At 69.7% G+C, this 15,703-nt stretch carries 11 protein-coding genes; 8 read left to right on the forward strand and 3 right to left on the reverse strand.

Translation table 11 applies throughout. From position 1 onward, the window contains the following. The 3 genes from LW840_RS14450 to LW840_RS14460 all read right to left on the reverse strand — a co-directional run. The coding region (locus tag LW840_RS14450) for a hypothetical protein (RefSeq protein WP_291277228.1) at window positions 1-3,473 on the reverse strand (3,473 nt) is incomplete at its 3' end. Between the two features lie 164 nt (window positions 3,474-3,637). Continuing rightward, window positions 3,638-4,936, reverse strand: a complete 1,299-nt coding sequence (locus tag LW840_RS14455; RefSeq protein WP_291267228.1) for a M20/M25/M40 family metallo-hydrolase — start codon at window positions 4,934-4,936, stop codon at window positions 3,638-3,640. 112 nt (window positions 4,937-5,048) lie between these two features. Next, window positions 5,049-6,575, reverse strand: coding sequence for a fumarate hydratase (locus tag LW840_RS14460; RefSeq protein ID WP_291261331.1), 1,527 nt, complete (start codon window positions 6,573-6,575; stop codon window positions 5,049-5,051). A 110-nt stretch (window positions 6,576-6,685) separates the two neighbouring features. On the opposite strand from LW840_RS14460, the gene LW840_RS14465 reads away from it, so the two are divergent. The 8 genes from LW840_RS14465 to LW840_RS14500 all read left to right on the forward strand — a co-directional run bounded on the left by LW840_RS14465 (window position 6,686) and on the right by LW840_RS14500 (window position 15,703). After that, window positions 6,686-7,798, forward strand: coding sequence for a hypothetical protein (locus LW840_RS14465; RefSeq protein ID WP_291261330.1), 1,113 nt, complete (start codon window positions 6,686-6,688; stop codon window positions 7,796-7,798). 23 nt (window positions 7,799-7,821) lie between these two features. Beyond that, the gene (kynU, locus tag LW840_RS14470; protein WP_291277229.1) at window positions 7,822-9,066 is read left to right on the forward strand and encodes a kynureninase; all 1,245 of its coding nucleotides are present in this window, start codon (window positions 7,822-7,824) and stop codon (window positions 9,064-9,066) included. A 6-nt stretch (window positions 9,067-9,072) separates the two neighbouring features. Further along, window positions 9,073-9,885 carry an agmatinase gene (gene speB, locus LW840_RS14475; protein ID WP_291267230.1) on the forward strand — a complete coding sequence of 271 codons (813 nt, stop codon included), beginning with the start codon at window positions 9,073-9,075 and terminating at the stop codon, window positions 9,883-9,885. A gap of 79 nt (window positions 9,886-9,964) precedes the next feature. Next, window positions 9,965-12,325, forward strand: coding sequence for a bifunctional salicylyl-CoA 5-hydroxylase/oxidoreductase (locus LW840_RS14480; RefSeq protein WP_291277230.1), 2,361 nt, complete (start codon window positions 9,965-9,967; stop codon window positions 12,323-12,325). Continuing rightward, entirely contained in the window at window positions 12,325-13,116 is a 792-nt protein-coding gene (locus LW840_RS14485) for an SDR family NAD(P)-dependent oxidoreductase (protein WP_291267232.1), read from the forward strand. Before LW840_RS14480 ends, LW840_RS14485 begins: the two co-directional genes overlap by 1 nt. Next, on the forward strand, window positions 13,113-13,661 hold the full coding sequence (locus LW840_RS14490; protein ID WP_291261326.1) for a MarR family transcriptional regulator: 549 nt from the start codon (window positions 13,113-13,115) through the stop codon (window positions 13,659-13,661). Before LW840_RS14485 ends, LW840_RS14490 begins: the two co-directional genes overlap by 4 nt. After that, entirely contained in the window at window positions 13,658-14,506 is an 849-nt protein-coding gene (locus tag LW840_RS14495) for an enoyl-CoA hydratase family protein (protein WP_291268953.1), read from the forward strand. The genes LW840_RS14490 and LW840_RS14495 overlap by 4 nt, the downstream gene beginning before the upstream one ends. Before the next feature lie 3 nt (window positions 14,507-14,509). Continuing rightward, the gene (locus tag LW840_RS14500; RefSeq protein WP_291273596.1) at window positions 14,510-15,703 is read left to right on the forward strand and encodes an acyl-CoA dehydrogenase family protein; all 1,194 of its coding nucleotides are present in this window, start codon (window positions 14,510-14,512) and stop codon (window positions 15,701-15,703) included.

Raw genomic sequence — 15,703 nt, forward strand, 5'->3', positions numbered from 1 at the left:
AAGCCGATGCGCCGGCGCGAGGCGCTGCCTTCCATCAGCGAGTCGGGAGCCGGTACGGCTCCGTTCGCATCGCGACCGGCCCAGGTGTAGCCGAACAGCAGCCGCTGGCCAGCGCTGGCCGGGCGCTCGTCGCGCAACACGTACCACAGCTTCATGGTCGCGTCGTTGCGCCCGCGCCCCCCCTTGTCGGGCGCGACCCCCGTGACGGCGCGATCCACGCGCAGCCGAAGCGTCAGGCGCGGAAACGCCGCGGGGGCAAAGCGAAACGCCACGGTCGTCATCTTCATCGCGCTGCGCCTGGTGCGCAGTCGGCAGCCCCGCCCGTTTTCCGTGTCCGACGTCACCATGGAGAAACCGTTGGTCGGACTGCCCTCGGTGCCGCCGTTCCCCGCGTCGTATACGAACTCGTACTCCTCGCGGAACTGCCGCATGTCGTCATGGTCACACCGCATGTCGATGCCGTGGGGGAGCAGATCACCCGTGGCTTCCACGGCAGGGCCGCCCGCCAGCGACTCGAGTTCGTTCATGCGAAAGGTGCGGGCGGGCGTCCACCCGGAACGCCCGGACGGCAACGGCTGCCGTGGACGGCGTGGCTGCGCCGAGGGTTGGATCGGGGCGGGCATGGCGGTCGGTGCCTGGGAGGCCGTGGCGCGACGCCACGTGCTGTCGGCCCCAGGCGCCAACGCGCCCAATTCATTGAGCGTGAGCACGACGCTTTCCAGCACGCTTTCCTGCGGAAAGGCCGAGGCGCTGCGGGCCGCGATATGGTCACCCCGCAGCGCCCCGAGGTGTACCGAAGGCAGGCCATCGGGAATGCGCGCGGCGCTGCGGGTCACGACCCCGTCGTTCTCTTCCGCAAATCGGCCGATGCGCTTGGTGAGCTTCATCCACGGATGCGCTTCGCGCATGTCGGCGTGCAGCGACAGCGTGTAGACGGGCACCTGCGCCACCACGCGCTGGCCTTCGTTGCTCCAGAAGGCGGCGCGCGTGGCGGGCCACAGCGACTCGACGGCGCGGCTGGTGTCGCAGGCGGCGGCGCGTGGGCGCGTGATGACCGCGCGCAGCAGGGCATCCGGCAGGTCTGCCCGCTCGGCCACCGGGGTGCCGCCATGCGGCGTGGCAATCGTCACCACCGCCGCCACCTGGCGTTCGGCAAACTGCGGGTCACGGGCGAGGGCGTGCAGGGCGTCGAGGCCGCCCTTCGAGTAGCCCACCAGCAGGTACCGTGGCCGGGCATACCCGCGGGCGAGACGGCGCTCGGTATCGTCGCGCAGCTGCTGCAGCAGGGCGTTGGCATTGTCGCTGCTGCTGCACCGGCCATCGGTCACGGCGGTGATGGTCCGCATGCCGAGCTGCTCCCGCACGCTGCGCACGCCGCGTCGCCAGATCTCGTCGTCGAACAGTTCGCCGAAGATCCCCGGGACGTACACCAGTGCCACCTCGGGAACGGGCGCGTCGTACAGGGTGGCAACCGAGGGCTGCTCCACCTGTCGCAGCAGCTCGCGCTCCTTGAAGACCTCCCCGAAGAGACGCGACGGGAGCGTACTGTCGAGCGCCAGCGGGGCGAGGCCGCGGTGCAGGCGGGGGCGCAGCTCGTGGTGCCACTGCTGCGCGAACGCCATGTCGCGCGGGTCGCTGATGGAGTCGGACTCCGGCGCCGAAAGCACCGCATCGAGGTAGTACGGCAGCGTCCAGGCAGCCATGGCGGCGCGACGCAGCGCATCGCCGGCCCCGGCGGTCGCGGTGTTCGGGGCGGCCCCGCGTGCCGTGGCGCGGGCGGCGGGGGCACGCCACACGTCGCGGAGCGCAGCCAGCGGCGCCAACTCCGGAATGCCGCGCAGGCGCGCTTCGGTGCGCTCGAGCAGGCGGGTGAGGCTGTCGCTGTTCAGCGAAGCCGGGAGCGGGTCGAAGAGCGCAAGCAGCGTATCGACGTGACCGGTGACGCCCTCGACGACGCGGGTCTGGCGCAGGGCCGCGCGCGTGCGATCGACGGCCCGTTGGCGCGTGGCGCGCGCGGTTGCGCTGGGGCGCACGGCGGCGGCCAGCGTGCGTGCGGTTTCCTGATCGAAGTACTCCGCCGAGAGCGTGATGGGCCGGACCCGGCGCAGGAAGGCGGCATCGGGGTGGTCATCGTCCCGGTGGGTGGCAATCTGCCGCGGGGCGGAGGCGAGGCTGTCGGCCACGGCCCGCGCGTCGTGTGGCGCATGGGCCACGGCCCGGTGAAAGAGTTGCCGTTCGGAGAGGCCCACGACCTGCATCACTTCGTGGCTTCGCACGTGGGCCGGCACGGTGGTGTGCGTGCTGGCCACGAGACCGAGCGTGGAGCGTGCCCCCAGCGCACCGTGCGTCCGGACCATCTGCACGAACCGACCGAGCGACCCGGCCCAGCAGAAGCCATCGCGCAGGTTCACCACGAGATCGGGGGCGTTCTCCACCTGCTTGTCGGCGCTGCGGATGAGCCGGAACGGCGCATCAGGGTAGGGCCCCGCCATGGTGGCCCCGCGCATGACCGTGTCGGGGACCCAGCGGGCCGCGCCGCTCTCGGAGACGAGTGAATCGGGGATGGCGAGCGGATTGCCGGTGACGCGCAGGTACTGCACGGCGCCATCGGGACGCCAGCGCAGCCTGGCCTCCCCGCGGTCGGCACTGTGAATGACCACGTAGCGGTCATCCGCACGCACTTCGAGCCACGTGATCAGGTCCACCCCCGGCAGGCGCTGCGCGGCCTCGGCGAAGGTGCGGCGGCGCTGCAGGTCGGCGAAGTAGACGTTGACCATGCTGGCGAGTGCCAACGTGACCACACTCACTTCATCCGCGCGCGTCAGGCGTCCCGAATCGCGGCGCACGAGACCCGCCCGGCGCAGCGCCGCGTCGAGCGAGACCGGGGTGAGCCGGCGCTCCGGCTGCCCTTCGCCAAACGCCCCGGCGTTGCCGTGGTCGGAGACGATGAACTGCCGCACTGCCGTGTCGCCCCGCGCAGCCAGCGAATCGCTCACGCGCGTCATCATGGCGTCGAGCCGCTGGAGATAGCGGTGCAGCCCGCCCAGGTGCGTATGCGCAATGGCGTCGGCGCCACCCAGAAACACCACGTGGTGGTCACGCGTGAAGTGCTCGAGCACATCACGCTCGGCATCCGCGAGCTCCCGGTCGGCCAGCCGGTCCCCCTCGAAGTACATGAGGGGCTCCGTGATGGGATCGAAGAACCAGTCGAAGGCGCGCATGTAGTTGAACGGGCTCGCCTGCCGCGCGAAGACCTGCCGCGGGTCGTCGTTCACCTGCATGGCGTCGAGATCGAACCAGCTCGCTTCCACCGAGCGGAGGGTCCCGCGGGGACCGAACAGCCGGCTGGCACCCATTACCTCGGTCCACGCCGGGTGACTCATGGACGGATAGGGCGCCACATGGCGCCCCGCGTGGTCGAACGCGCGAAAGAGGCCGCGGCGTCGCGCCTCGATGAAGGCGTCGTAGCTCAAGCCATCAACGGCCCAGACAAGCGTGCGCGCGCCGCGCGAAACGGCCGCGCCCTGCACCGCGGCCGCGCCCGGCGCTGTCGCAGGGGGTGCCGCGACCGGTATGCCGGCCAGGGCGGCCGGAAGGAGAAGGCCGAGGACGAGGCGCCGGCCGTGCTCCATGGTGTTCAGGGAACGATCTTGGCCGGCGGCACCACCTTCACCCCATCGGCGAAGGTGGCCGTGAGCAGGTACAGCAGCTTGGTGCTGGGGAGTGCGGTCGAGGCGAGCGCATACTCCGTGAGCTGGTGTGCGCCGTTGGCCTTCGAGCCGCCAATGGCAATGGAGGGGATCTTGCGCACGACGCCCGGGTTGGCGTCGGTGGCGCCGGTGGCGACGGCTTCCATGGCCCCGGGCATGCCGGTGCTGATACCGAGTGCCCGGTTGATGTCGACGGCCGTCTGCACGAGCGGGTGCGCACGAGCGCCGGCGAGCTGCTTCTCGGTGCCACCGGCCTGGTTCTTCTGCTCGATCTCGACGCGCAGCCCGACCTTGTACTCGGTCGCCACCTCCTGCGTGACCCGCGTGATGGTGCGATCGAGGGAGTCGAGCAGGACCGGGTCGCTGCTGCGGAGGTCGACCGTGAAGTAGAGCTCCTGCGGCACCGCATTGAAGATGTTGCCGCCGTGGATCTGCCCGATGTTCATCACGGCGCCATCGGGGAGGGCGGGAAACTGCAGCTGGTACAACCGATCGATGGCCGCGGCAACCGCGCGGACGGGCGTGGGACGGCCGCGCGAGGCGAGCGTGTGCGCGCCGGGGCCGGTGAACACGTACTTGGTCCAGTAGATGCCCAGCGCGCCGTAGGCGACGCTGCCGAACGCCCCGTCGGGCACGATGAGCAGGTCGGGGCGCGGGTTGGTGCGGAGCCAGTACTCGGCACCCTTGAGCCCCAGCTCCTCCTGCGTGGTGCCGATGAAGATGATGTCGCCCTTGCTGGCGAACCGGGTGGCGTTCATGGTGCGCAGCGTGGCCAGCATGTTGGCCACCGAGGCGGTGTTGTCACCCACCCCCGGCGCGAACAGCGTGTCCCCGCTGCGCCGCACCTTGCGCGGCGTGTCGTTGGGGAAGACCACGTCCATATGCGCCATGATGACAATGGTCGGCCCGCCGCCGGTGCCCTTGCGGACGGCCACGACGTTGCCGATGGAGTCCACGGTGGGCTTGAGTCCCTCCTTCTCGAACGCCGCCTTCACGTAGGCGCCGCGCGCCTGCTCCTGCCCCGACTTGCCGGGCATCTCGGTGAGGCGCACCCACTCCTCGAGCTGTTGCGGAAAGTTCTTCTCGAGCATGGCCATGGCCGACTTCACGTCGGCACGCGCGAGGAGGGTGGGATCCCAGCTGGTGGGGTACGGGGCCGGCTGCTGCGCCGCGAGCGGGGCGGCGGCGAGGAGCAGGGCGGACAGGGCGACGGAGAGGGGGCGCATGGGATCGTGATGGGGAGATGACGCGGCACCCGAACCCCGCGCTCGACACCCGAAACGGCTCCGTTCCGGGTGCCGAGTTGGCGGTGCGGGTCGTTGGTTTTCGCGACGCTGGTCAGGCCAGAATTGGCAGACCCTTGGCGATCTTGTCTTTCCACACGGACGGTCCGGTCTCGTGCACGTTGTCGCCGGTGGCATCCACCGCGACGGTTACGGGCATATCCGCCACGTCGAACTCGTAGATGGCTTCCATCCCGAGGTCGGCGAAGGCCACCACCCGCGACGACCGGATGGCCTTGGAGACCAGATACGCGGCGCCTCCCACGGCCATCAGGTACGCGGCCTTGTGCCGGCGTATGGCCTCAAGTCCGGCCGGTCCGCGCTCGGCCTTGCCAACCATGGCAATGAGTCCGGTCCTGGCCAGCATCATCTCGGTGAACTTGTCCATGCGGGTGGCCGTGGTGGGGCCGGCCGGGCCCACCGCTTCGTCGCGCACCGGATCCACCGGGCCCACGTAGTAGATCACGCGATTCGTGAAATCGACGCCGTCGGGGAGTCCTTCGCCACTCGCAAAGAGATCGGCAATGCGCTTGTGCGCCGCGTCGCGGCCGGTGAGCATCCTGCCGTTGAGCAGCAGCCGGTCACCGGCCTTCCACGTGGCGACGATCTCCGGCGTGAGCGTGTCGAGATTCACGCGCTTGGCGTTCACATCGGGGCGCCACGTGATGTCGGGCCAGTCGCTCAGCTTGGGCACCGGCAGCTGCGCCACTCCGCTGCCGTCCAGCCAGAAGTGTGCGTGACGAGTGGCCGCGCAGTTCGGAATCATGGCGATGGGCTTGGACGCGGCGTGCGTGGGATAGTCCCAGATCTTCACGTCGAGGACGGTGCTGAGCCCACCGAGTCCCTGGGCCCCGATGCCGAGGGCGTTGATCTTGTCGTGCAGCTCGATGCGCAGCTCCTCGATCTTGTTCTGCGGCCCGCGCTGCTTGAGCTGCGCCATGTCGATGTGCTCCATGAGCGACTCCTTCGCCATGAGCATGGCCTTCTCGGCGCTGCCGCCAATGCCGATCCCCAGCATGCCCGGGGGGCACCAGCCGGCGCCCATGAGCGGCACCGTCTTGAGCACCCACTCCACGATACTGTCGCTGGGGTTGAGCATGGCGAACTTGCTCTTGTTCTCCGAGCCGCCGCCCTTGGCGCCCAGCTTCACCTCGACCTTGTCGCCGGGGACGAGCTCCACGTGCACCACGGCCGGCGTGTTGTCGCGCGTATTCTTCCGTCCGAAGGCCGGGTCGGCCACGATGCTCGCCCGCAGGATATTCTCGGGAAGCAGGTACGCGCGGCGGACCCCTTCATCGACCATCTCCTGAATGGAGAGCGTGGCGTCCCACCGGACGTGCATGCCGACCTTGAGGAACACCACCACACTGCCCGTGTCCTGGCAGATGGGCCGATGCCCTTCGGCGCACATGCGCGAGTTGGTGAGAATCTGGGCGATGGCATCCTTCGCGGCGGGGGACTGCTCCTTCTCGTACGCATCAGCCAGCGCGTGGATGTAGTCCAGCGGGTGGTAGTACGAGATGTGCTGGAGCGCGTCCGCGATGGACTGGATGAAGTCGGCCTGAGTGATGGTGGTGGTCATGCCCTAAATAAAGCAGGGGGCCGGGAGCCGGGAGCCGGGGGCGTGGGGCAGGCTGCGGGTGAAGAAACACCGAATGACATGAAACCCAGGAGCGCCCTACGATTCTTCGGATGACACTCGCCCAGTACGCTGTCGATCCGGTCACCGGGTTCGTGCCGCCGGTTCCGCTGCCGCCACGGCTGCCGACGCCCTTTGCCGCGTGGGATGCGTTGGTGCCGGAATTGAGTGCGCTGATTCGGTCGCGCCGCCTGCGCGGGGTGCTGCGGGCGCTACCGGTGGCCGATGTGGCGGCGCTGGAAACGGAAGGCGACCGGGAGCGGGCCTTGCTGCTGCTCACGCACTTCGCGAACGCCCATGTCTGGGGTGGCGATACTGCGGCCCTGCGATTGCCCGCGTCCGTGTCGGTGCCGCTCTGCACGCTGGCCAACGCCATGGGGCGCCAACCCATTGCGCACTACGCCACCACCACGCTCACGAACTGGCAGCTGGTGGACGCGGCGCAGCCGCTCTCGGTGGACAACGCCCGCACGATCATCCAGTTCCTGGGCGGCGTGGACGAAGACTGGTTCTTCGTGGCCAGCATGGGGGTGGAACTGGCCGGTGCGCCGCTGCTGCCGGTCGTGGCGGCCGCGGTGCAGCACGCGCACTCGGGGACCGACCAGGAACTCGCCGTCACCCTCGACGCGTTCGCGGCGGGCATGACGGCGGTGCACGAGGCGCTCGAGGCGGTGCGGCGATGGTGTGACCCGGCCACGTACTACTTGCGGGTGCGGCCGTTCGTTGCGGGGTGGCCGCAGCCGGGGGTGATATACGAGGGCGTGTCCGACGAGCCGCGGCGGCTCATCGGCGGCAGCGCCGCGCAAAGCGCGCTGCTGCAACTGTTCGATGCCATGCTGGGCGTGCACCACGCTGACGCGCCGGCCGGCGCGTACCTGCGCACCGTGCGTGCGTTCATGCCGCCACGGCATCGCGCCTTCGTGGAAGACACGGAGCGCGACTCCCGGGTCCGCGAACGCGTGAAGCGTGGTACGGTGGCGCTCCAGGGGGCGTACAACGCGGCGTTGCAGCGCATTGCCGCCTTCCGCGATGCACACATGCGGCTCGCGCACGATTACATCGTGGCGCCGTCGGCGTCCGGGCGCGATACCACGGGGACCGGTGGCACCGCGCTGGACACCTTCCTGCGGGGCGCGCATCGCTCGACCAGCGATGCGAAGCTCTGATCCTCTCACGCCTTGATGTGCTCATGACCCCCCTTCCCACGGCCGCCGACGTGGCGGCGCTCGACGCGGCCGATCCGCTGCGGCACTTCCGGGAACGTTTCACGCTCCCCGAGGGCGTGATCTACCTCGATGGCAACTCGCTGGGCGCGCTGCCGCGTCAGACGCCCGACCGTGTAGCCGGGGTCCTGCACGGCGAGTGGGGGGACGGGCTCATCCGCAGCTGGAACAGCGCCGGGTGGATCTCGGCCCCGCAGCGAGTGGGGGCGAAGATCGCCCGCCTCGTGGGCGCGGCGCCACACGAGGTGATCGTGGCGGACTCCACGTCGGTGAACCTGCACAAGCTCATCGTGGCCGCACTGTCCGCGCAGCGGGGGCGCCATGTGGTGCTGTCGGAGCCTGGCAACTTTCCCACCGATCTCTACATGGCGGAGACGGCCATCGGTTCGCTCGGTGCAGGGCACCGGCTGGCATTGGCGCCGCGTGACGTACTGGTGGCGCACATCACGCGCGATACGGCACTGGTGATGCTCACCCACGTGCACTACAAGACGGCCGACATGTACGACATGGCGGCCATCACGGCGGCCGCGCACGCCCAGGGGGCCCTCGTGCTCTGGGATCTCAGCCACTCGGTGGGTGCCGTCCCGCTGCAGCTCAGCGCCTGCCAGGCGGATCTGGCCGTGGGGTGCGGCTACAAGTTCCTCAACGGCGGTCCGGGGGCGCCGGCGTTTCTGTACGTCGCCGCGCGACACCAGGCCGCCCTGCAGTCACCGCTCGGGGGGTGGATGGGGCACGCCCGTCCCTTCGAGTTCGTGGACGGGTACGAACCGGCTCCGGGCATCGCCCGCTTTCTGTGCGGGACCCCACCCATCCTTGCGGTGGCGGCGCTCGAGAGCGGCGTCGATCTGCATCTGGAAGCGGACATGGGACAGATCGCGGCCAAGTCGCGTGCGCTCGCGACGCTGTTCATCGAACTGGTGGAGGCGCACTGCCACGCGTACGACGTGACGCTGGTTGGGCCGCCGCCGGGCGCCCCGCGCGGCAGTCACGTGTCGTTCCGGCATCCTGCCGGCTACGCCATCATGCAGGCGCTCATCGATCGCGGCGTGATCGGCGACTTCCGGGCGCCGGACATCATGCGGTTCGGGCTGACCCCGCTCTACCTGCGCTTTGCCGACGTGGCGCGCGCGGTGGAGATCCTGGCCGACGTGCTGCGCACCGAGGCGTGGCGTGCGCCCGCGTATCAGGTGCGTCGCGCGGTCACCTGACTCGCGATGAGTCCAACGGCGGGATCGGGACGCCCCACGCTGCTCGGCGTGCCATACGATGCGTCGTCCTCGTTCCTGCGCGGCACCGCGTTGGCCCCGTCACACATCCGGAGCGCGCTGCGGGCCGCCTCGTCGAATCTGTCGACCGAAGACGGGCGAGCGCTCGACACGCTGGGGTGGGACGACGCGGGGGATCTCGAACTGCCCCCTGGTACCGAGGCGCGGTCGTGCATCGAGGCCGGGGTCGCGCGCCTGCTCGCGACGGGTGGGCGGCCGCTCGTGCTGGGTGGCGATCACTCGGTGACCTACCCGGTGGTACGGGCTGTCGCCCGCGCGGCGGCGCCGTTCACGATTCTCCACTTCGACGCACACGCGGATCTGTACGACGCGCTCGATGGCGATCGCTACTCGCACGCCTGCCCCTTTGCGCGCATCATGGAAGAGGGGTTGGCGGCGCGGCTGGTGCAGGTGGGCGTCCGCACGCTCACCGCGCACCAGCGCGAGCAGGCGCATCGCTTCGGCGTGGAGATGCTCGACATGCAGGCGTTCGCCGCCGGGGTACGCCCGGCGTTGCCCGGCCCCGTGTATGTCTCGCTCGACCTCGATGTGCTCGATCCGGCGTTCGCCCCCGGTGTCTCGCACTGGGAACCCGGGGGGCTCAGCACGCGCGAACTGCTCACCATGGTCCAGGCCATCGAGGGACCCATCGTTGGAGCGGACCTGGTGGAGTACAACCCGCTCCGTGATCCCACGGGTCTCACGGCCATGGTGGCCGCGAAACTGCTCAAGGAGATGCTGGCCGCGATGACGCGGGAGTGATGCCCACGCCAGCCCCCACGGTGGGCGGCCGGACAGCCCGGTTACTTGAAGTTTGAAGTAACGGGTCGTAGCATAGCGCATGCGAATCGTCTGCATTGGCGGCGGGCCGGCGGGGTTGTACTTCGCCCTGCTCATGAAGAAGGAAAATCCGGCGCACCACATCACGGTGGTGGAGCGCAACAAGCCGTACGACACGTTCGGCTGGGGTGTGGTCTTCTCCGACGCCACCATGGAGAACATGCGGCGGTGGGACCCGCCCACATGCGAGGAGATCGAGCAGTCGTTCAGCCACTGGGACGACATCGAGCTGCGCTTCAAGGGGCGTCGCATCCGGTCGGGCGGGCACGGATTCGTGGGAATCGGACGCAAGCGGCTGCTCAACATTCTGCAGGCGCGATGCGAGGCGTTGGGAGTGGAGCTCCAGTTCGAGGCCGAGGTGGACTCGGATCTGGCCTTCCCCGACGCCGATCTCATCATCGCCGCCGACGGGATCAACTCGCGCACGCGTACCCTGTACGCCGAGCAGTTCAAGCCGGACATCGTCACCCGCCCCAATCGCTTCATCTGGCTGGGTACGCACAAGCTCTTCGACGCCTTCACCTTCGACTTCCGGCGTACCGAACACGGGTGGTTCCAGGCGCACATCTACAAGTTCGACGCGAAGACGACCACGTTCATCGTCGAATGTCCCGAAACGGTGTGGCGGGCGCACGGCCTCGACACCGCCGATCAGGAGGCGTCGGTCGCGTTCTGCGAACGGCTCTTTGCCGAATCGCTCGAGGGCGAGCGGTTGATGACCAACGCCCGGCACCTGCGCGGGTCAGCGTGGCTCAACTTTCAGCGCGTCACCTGCGAACACTGGTGGCTGCGCAATGCCAATGGCGCGCACGTCGTGCTCATGGGCGACGCGGTGCACACCGCGCACTTCGCGATCGGGTCGGGCACCAAGCTGGCGCTCGAGGACGCGATCGAGCTGGTCCGGCAGTTCCGGCAGCACGGTGACACACCGGACCGGATCCCTGCGGTGCTCGCGCAGTTCCAGGAGCTGCGGCGGGTGGAGACGCTGCGCATCCAGAACGCGGCCTGGAACGCCATGGAGTGGTTCGAGGCGTGCGGGACGCGCTACTGCGATCAGCTCGAGCCGGAGCAGTTCATGTACTCCATGCTCACGCGCAGTCAGCGCATCAGTCACGAGAACTTGCGCCTGCGCGACCGCACCTGGCTCGAGGGGTACGAACAGTGGCTCGCCGAGCGCGCCCGCCGTGCCGCCGGCGTGGAGACGGAGCCGGCTGCCGCCCCGGTGGCGCCCGTGCCCCCCATGTTCACGCCGTATCGCGCCCGGTCGGTGCTGCTCAAGAACCGCGTGGTCGTTTCGCCCATGGCGCAGTACTCCGCCGTGGACGGGATCGCCGGCGATTACCATCTCGTGCACCTTGGCGCCCGCGCCATGGGGGGCGCCGGTCTCGTGTTCGCCGAGATGACCGCTCCCAGCCCCGAGGCGCGCATCACCCCGGGGTGTCCGGGGCTGTGGAACGACGTGCAGATGCAGGCGTGGCAGCGCATCGTGCACTGGGTACACGAGCATACCGACGCGCGCATTGCCATGCAGTTGGGGCACAGCGGTGCCAAGGGCTCCACGCGGCGGGCGTGGGATGGCGAAGACCGGCCGCTCCCCGACGACGGCTCCGAACCCAACTGGCCGCTGGTGAGTGCGTCCACACAGCAGTATCTGCCGGGGGTGAGTCACCCGGCGCGGGAGATCACGCGCACCGAGATGGACGCGGTGCGCGACGAGTTCGTGGCGGCCACCGTGCGGGCGGCCGCCGCCGGGTTCGACTGGATGGAACTGCACTGCGCGCACGGCTATCTGCTGTCGAGCTTCATTTCGCCGCTCACGAACCAGCGCACCGACGCGTACGGCGGCTCGCTCGAGAACCGGCTGCGCTATCCTCTCGAAGTGTTCGCGGCGATGCGGGCCGTGTGGCCCGACCATCTGCCCATGTCGGTGCGCATCTCCGCCCACGATTGGGTCGAAGGCGGCATCACGCCCGCCGACGCGGTGGAGATCGCACGCGCCTTCAAGGTGGCGGGCGCCGACCTGATCGACTGCTCGTCGGGGCAGGTGAGCAAGCGCCAGAAGCCCACTTACGGCCGCATGTTCCAGACGCCGTTTGCCGATCGCATCCGGCAGGAGGCCAGCATCGCGACGATCGCCGTGGGCGCCATCAGCGAGGCCGACCATGTGAACTCCATCATTGCGGCCGGACGCGCGGACCTGTGTGCCGTGGCCCGTCCCCATCTCGCCAACCCGGCGTGGACGCTCACCGAGGCGGCCCGTATTGGCTACACGGCGATCGCGTGGCCCAATCCGTACCGCTCCGCCAAACCCCAGTTGGAAGCGGGGTTCGCGCGCGAGAAGGCCCAGTCGGGGCGCCCGTGATGCGCTCCGCCGATGCCAGCGCCACCCCTCCGGTGTCGCCGCGTCCGGAGACGGTCCATGCGGTGATCACCGGGGCTGGCCGGGGGATTGGCGCGGCCATTGCCCGCCACCTGCACGAGGCCGGCATGCAACTCACGTTGCTCGGGCGTACGGAATCCGCGCTGCGGCATACCGCCGACGCCCTGGGAGGCGCCGTTCGCGTGGCGGTGTGTGACGTGGCCGATTCGCCGGCCGTGGAGCGGACCTTTGCCGCGCTGCCACCGGTGCACGTGCTGGTCAACAACGCCGGCCAGGCAGAGAGTGCCACCCTGTCGCGCACCACCGACGAACTCTGGCAGCGCATGCTGGGGGTGAACCTGACGGGCACGTTCCACTGTACGCGCGCGGTGGCGGAGGGGATGCGCCGTGCGCGGTGGGGACGCATCGTGAACATCGCCAGCACCGCGGGGCAGCGCGGCTATCCCTATGTGGCCGCCTATGCGGCCGCGAAGCACGGGGTCATCGGATTCACCCGCTCCCTGGCACTCGAACTGGCCCCGAGCGGCGTCACCGTGAACGCCGTCTGCCCGGGCTTCACCGACACGGCGCTGCTCGACGCGAGTGTCGCCAACATCGTGGCTCGCACCGGGCGCTCCGAGGAAGCGGCCCGGGCGGAGCTGGCCGCGCTCAACCCCCAGCGGCGCTTCATCACGCCCGACGAGGTCGCGGCCGCGGTCGCGTGGCTCTGCACCGATGGCGCCGCGTCGATCACGGGGCAGGCGCTCTCGGTCAGCGGCGGCGAGGTCATGTGAGCCCCCGCCGGCACTTTGCGCAGGTGCACGTGGTGGACGACGAGCGCCTCGGTCAGGAGGCGCGGGCGCAGTCGACCGATCACTCGGCGGTGCGTCTCTGGCTGCGCTTGCTCTCCTGCAGCACGCAGGTCGAGCAGGTCATTCGCGCCCGCCTGCGGGAGCGGTTCGGCATCACGCTGCCGCGGTTCGACTATCTCGCCCAGCTGGAGCGACACCCCGACGGACTGCGGCTCAACACCCTCACGCGCAATCTCATGGTCACGGGCGGCAACGTGACGCTGCTGACGGAGCAGCTCGTGGCCGATGGCTGGGTGGAGCGCGCCACCGATCCCGCGGATCGGCGCTCGACCATCGTGTCGCTGACCTCGTGGGGGCGTCGCGAGTTCCTGCGCATGGCCGCCGAGCACGAACAGTGGCTGGTGGCGCTGTTCTGCGGTTTCGACGATGTGCATCGCGACGCCCTGTACGAGCACCTCGGCCGCCTGCGTGCCCATCTGGCACCGCGTGGCCCCTCCACTTCCTCGCGCCAGGAGCGCGCCTCATGACGACCAGTTCCTCGGCGCTCGATGCCGGCACGCGACTCACGATGGCCGGCTTCGCCCCCTCGCACTTCGCGTGGAGCTGCCGCGACGGGGTGGCCACGGTCACGCTGCACCGGCCGGAACGCAAGAATCCGCTCACCTTCGAGAGCTACGCCGAGCTGCGCGACGCGTTTCGTGCGCTGCGCGCCGCGACCGACGTGCATGCGGTCGTGCTCACCGGAGCCGGCGGCAACTTCTGCTCGGGCGGGGATGTGCACGACATCATCGCGCCGTTGGTGCAACTGACCGCCCCCGATCTGCTGCGCTTCACGCGCATGACCGGCGACCTCGTGCTGGCCATGCGCGCCTGCCCACAACCCATCATTGCGGCGGTGGACGGTGTGTGCGCGGGGGCGGGGGCGATTCTCGCCATGGCGTCGGATCTGCGATTGGGCACGGCGCGCAGCAAGACGGCCTTCCTGTTCAATCGGGTGGGGCTCGCGGGGTGTGACATGGGCGCCTGCGCCCTGCTGCCGCGCATCATCGGGCAGGGGCGCGCCAGCGAGCTGCTCTTCACTGGTCGCAGCATGAGCGGCGAGGAGGGGGAGCGCTGGGGCTTCTACAACCGACTGGTCGAGCCGGATCGGTTGCTGTCCGATGCGGACGCGGTGGCGGGGGCGCTCGCCAGCGGCCCGACGTTCGCCAATGGTCTCACCAAGACCATGTTGCATCAGGAGTGGAGCATGGGCATCGAACAGGCCATCGAAGCGGAGGCGCAGGCGCAGGCCCTATGCATGCTGACCGCCGACTTCCGCGCCGCCTACGAGGCCTTCGTGGCCAAGGCGACCCCTCGCTTCAGCGGGCGCTGAGCCGTGTCGCACCGCGAGCATCTGTCCTGGCCGTTCTTCACCGCGGCGCACGTGGCGCTGGCCGAGCGTCTCGACCACTGGGCCGCACAGCACGTGGCGTCGCTGCACTCCGGAGACGCGGACGCGGATTGCCGCGCGCTCGTGCGCGTCCTGGGCGAGCATGGCTGGCTCGCGCATGCCGTGGCGGGCCGGGGCCACGGCGGGGCCGAGGAGGTCATCGACACCCGCGCGATCTGTCTGCTCCGCGAGACGCTCGCGCGGCACAACGGCCTCGCCGATTTCGCCTTTGCCATGCAGGGGCTTGGCTCGGGTGCCATCAGCCTCGAGGGCAGTGCCGACCAGCGCGCCCGTTACCTACCGCGGGTCGCGCGTGGTGAGGCCATTGCCGCCTTCGCGCTGTCCGAGCCCGAGTCCGGGTCGGATGTGGCGGCGCTGTCGTGTGTGGCCCGGCGGGATGGCGCGCAGTACGTGCTGAACGGGGAGAAGACCTGGATCTCGAACGGCGGCATCGCCGACTTCTACGTGCTGTTCGCGCGTACGGGCGACGCACCCGGTGCGCGCGGCATCTCGGCGTTCATCGTCGACGCCGACGCGCCGGGATTCGAGATCGCCGAGCGCATCGACGTGATCGCCCCGCACCCGTTGGCGCGCCTGCGTCTCGTCGACTGTCGCGTGCCGGCGACGCAGCGCCTGGGGGAGAGTGGGGCCGGCTTCAAATTGGCCATGCGCACCCTGGATGTGTTCCGCACGTCGGTGGCGGCGGCCGCACTGGGTTTTGCGCGTCGTGCCCTGCAGGAAGCCATGGCGCGTGTGACCACACGCCCGATGTTCGGCGGCGTGCTGGCCGACTTTCAGCTCACGCAGGCCAAGCTGGCCGACATGGCGCTCACGATCGACAGCGCGGCGTTGCTCACCTATCGCGCGGCGTGGCGGCGCGATGCCGGCCACGCGGTCACGAAGGAGGCGGCGATGGCCAAGTTCGCGGCCACGGAGGGGGCGCAGCGCGTCATCGATGCCGCCGTGCAGCTGTGGGGCGGAATGGGGGTGGTGCACGAGGTCCCCGTGGAACGGCTGTACCGGGAGATTCGCGCGCTGCGCATCTACGAAGGGGCAAGTGAAGTGCAACAGCTGATCATTGCCCGCGAACTGCTCAAGGGACACGTGGCCCCCCCCTCACCCACCACTGCGCACCCCTGA

The organism is Gemmatimonas sp. (assembly GCF_021298855.1).
Lineage (GTDB): Bacteria > Gemmatimonadota > Gemmatimonadetes > Gemmatimonadales > Gemmatimonadaceae > Gemmatimonas.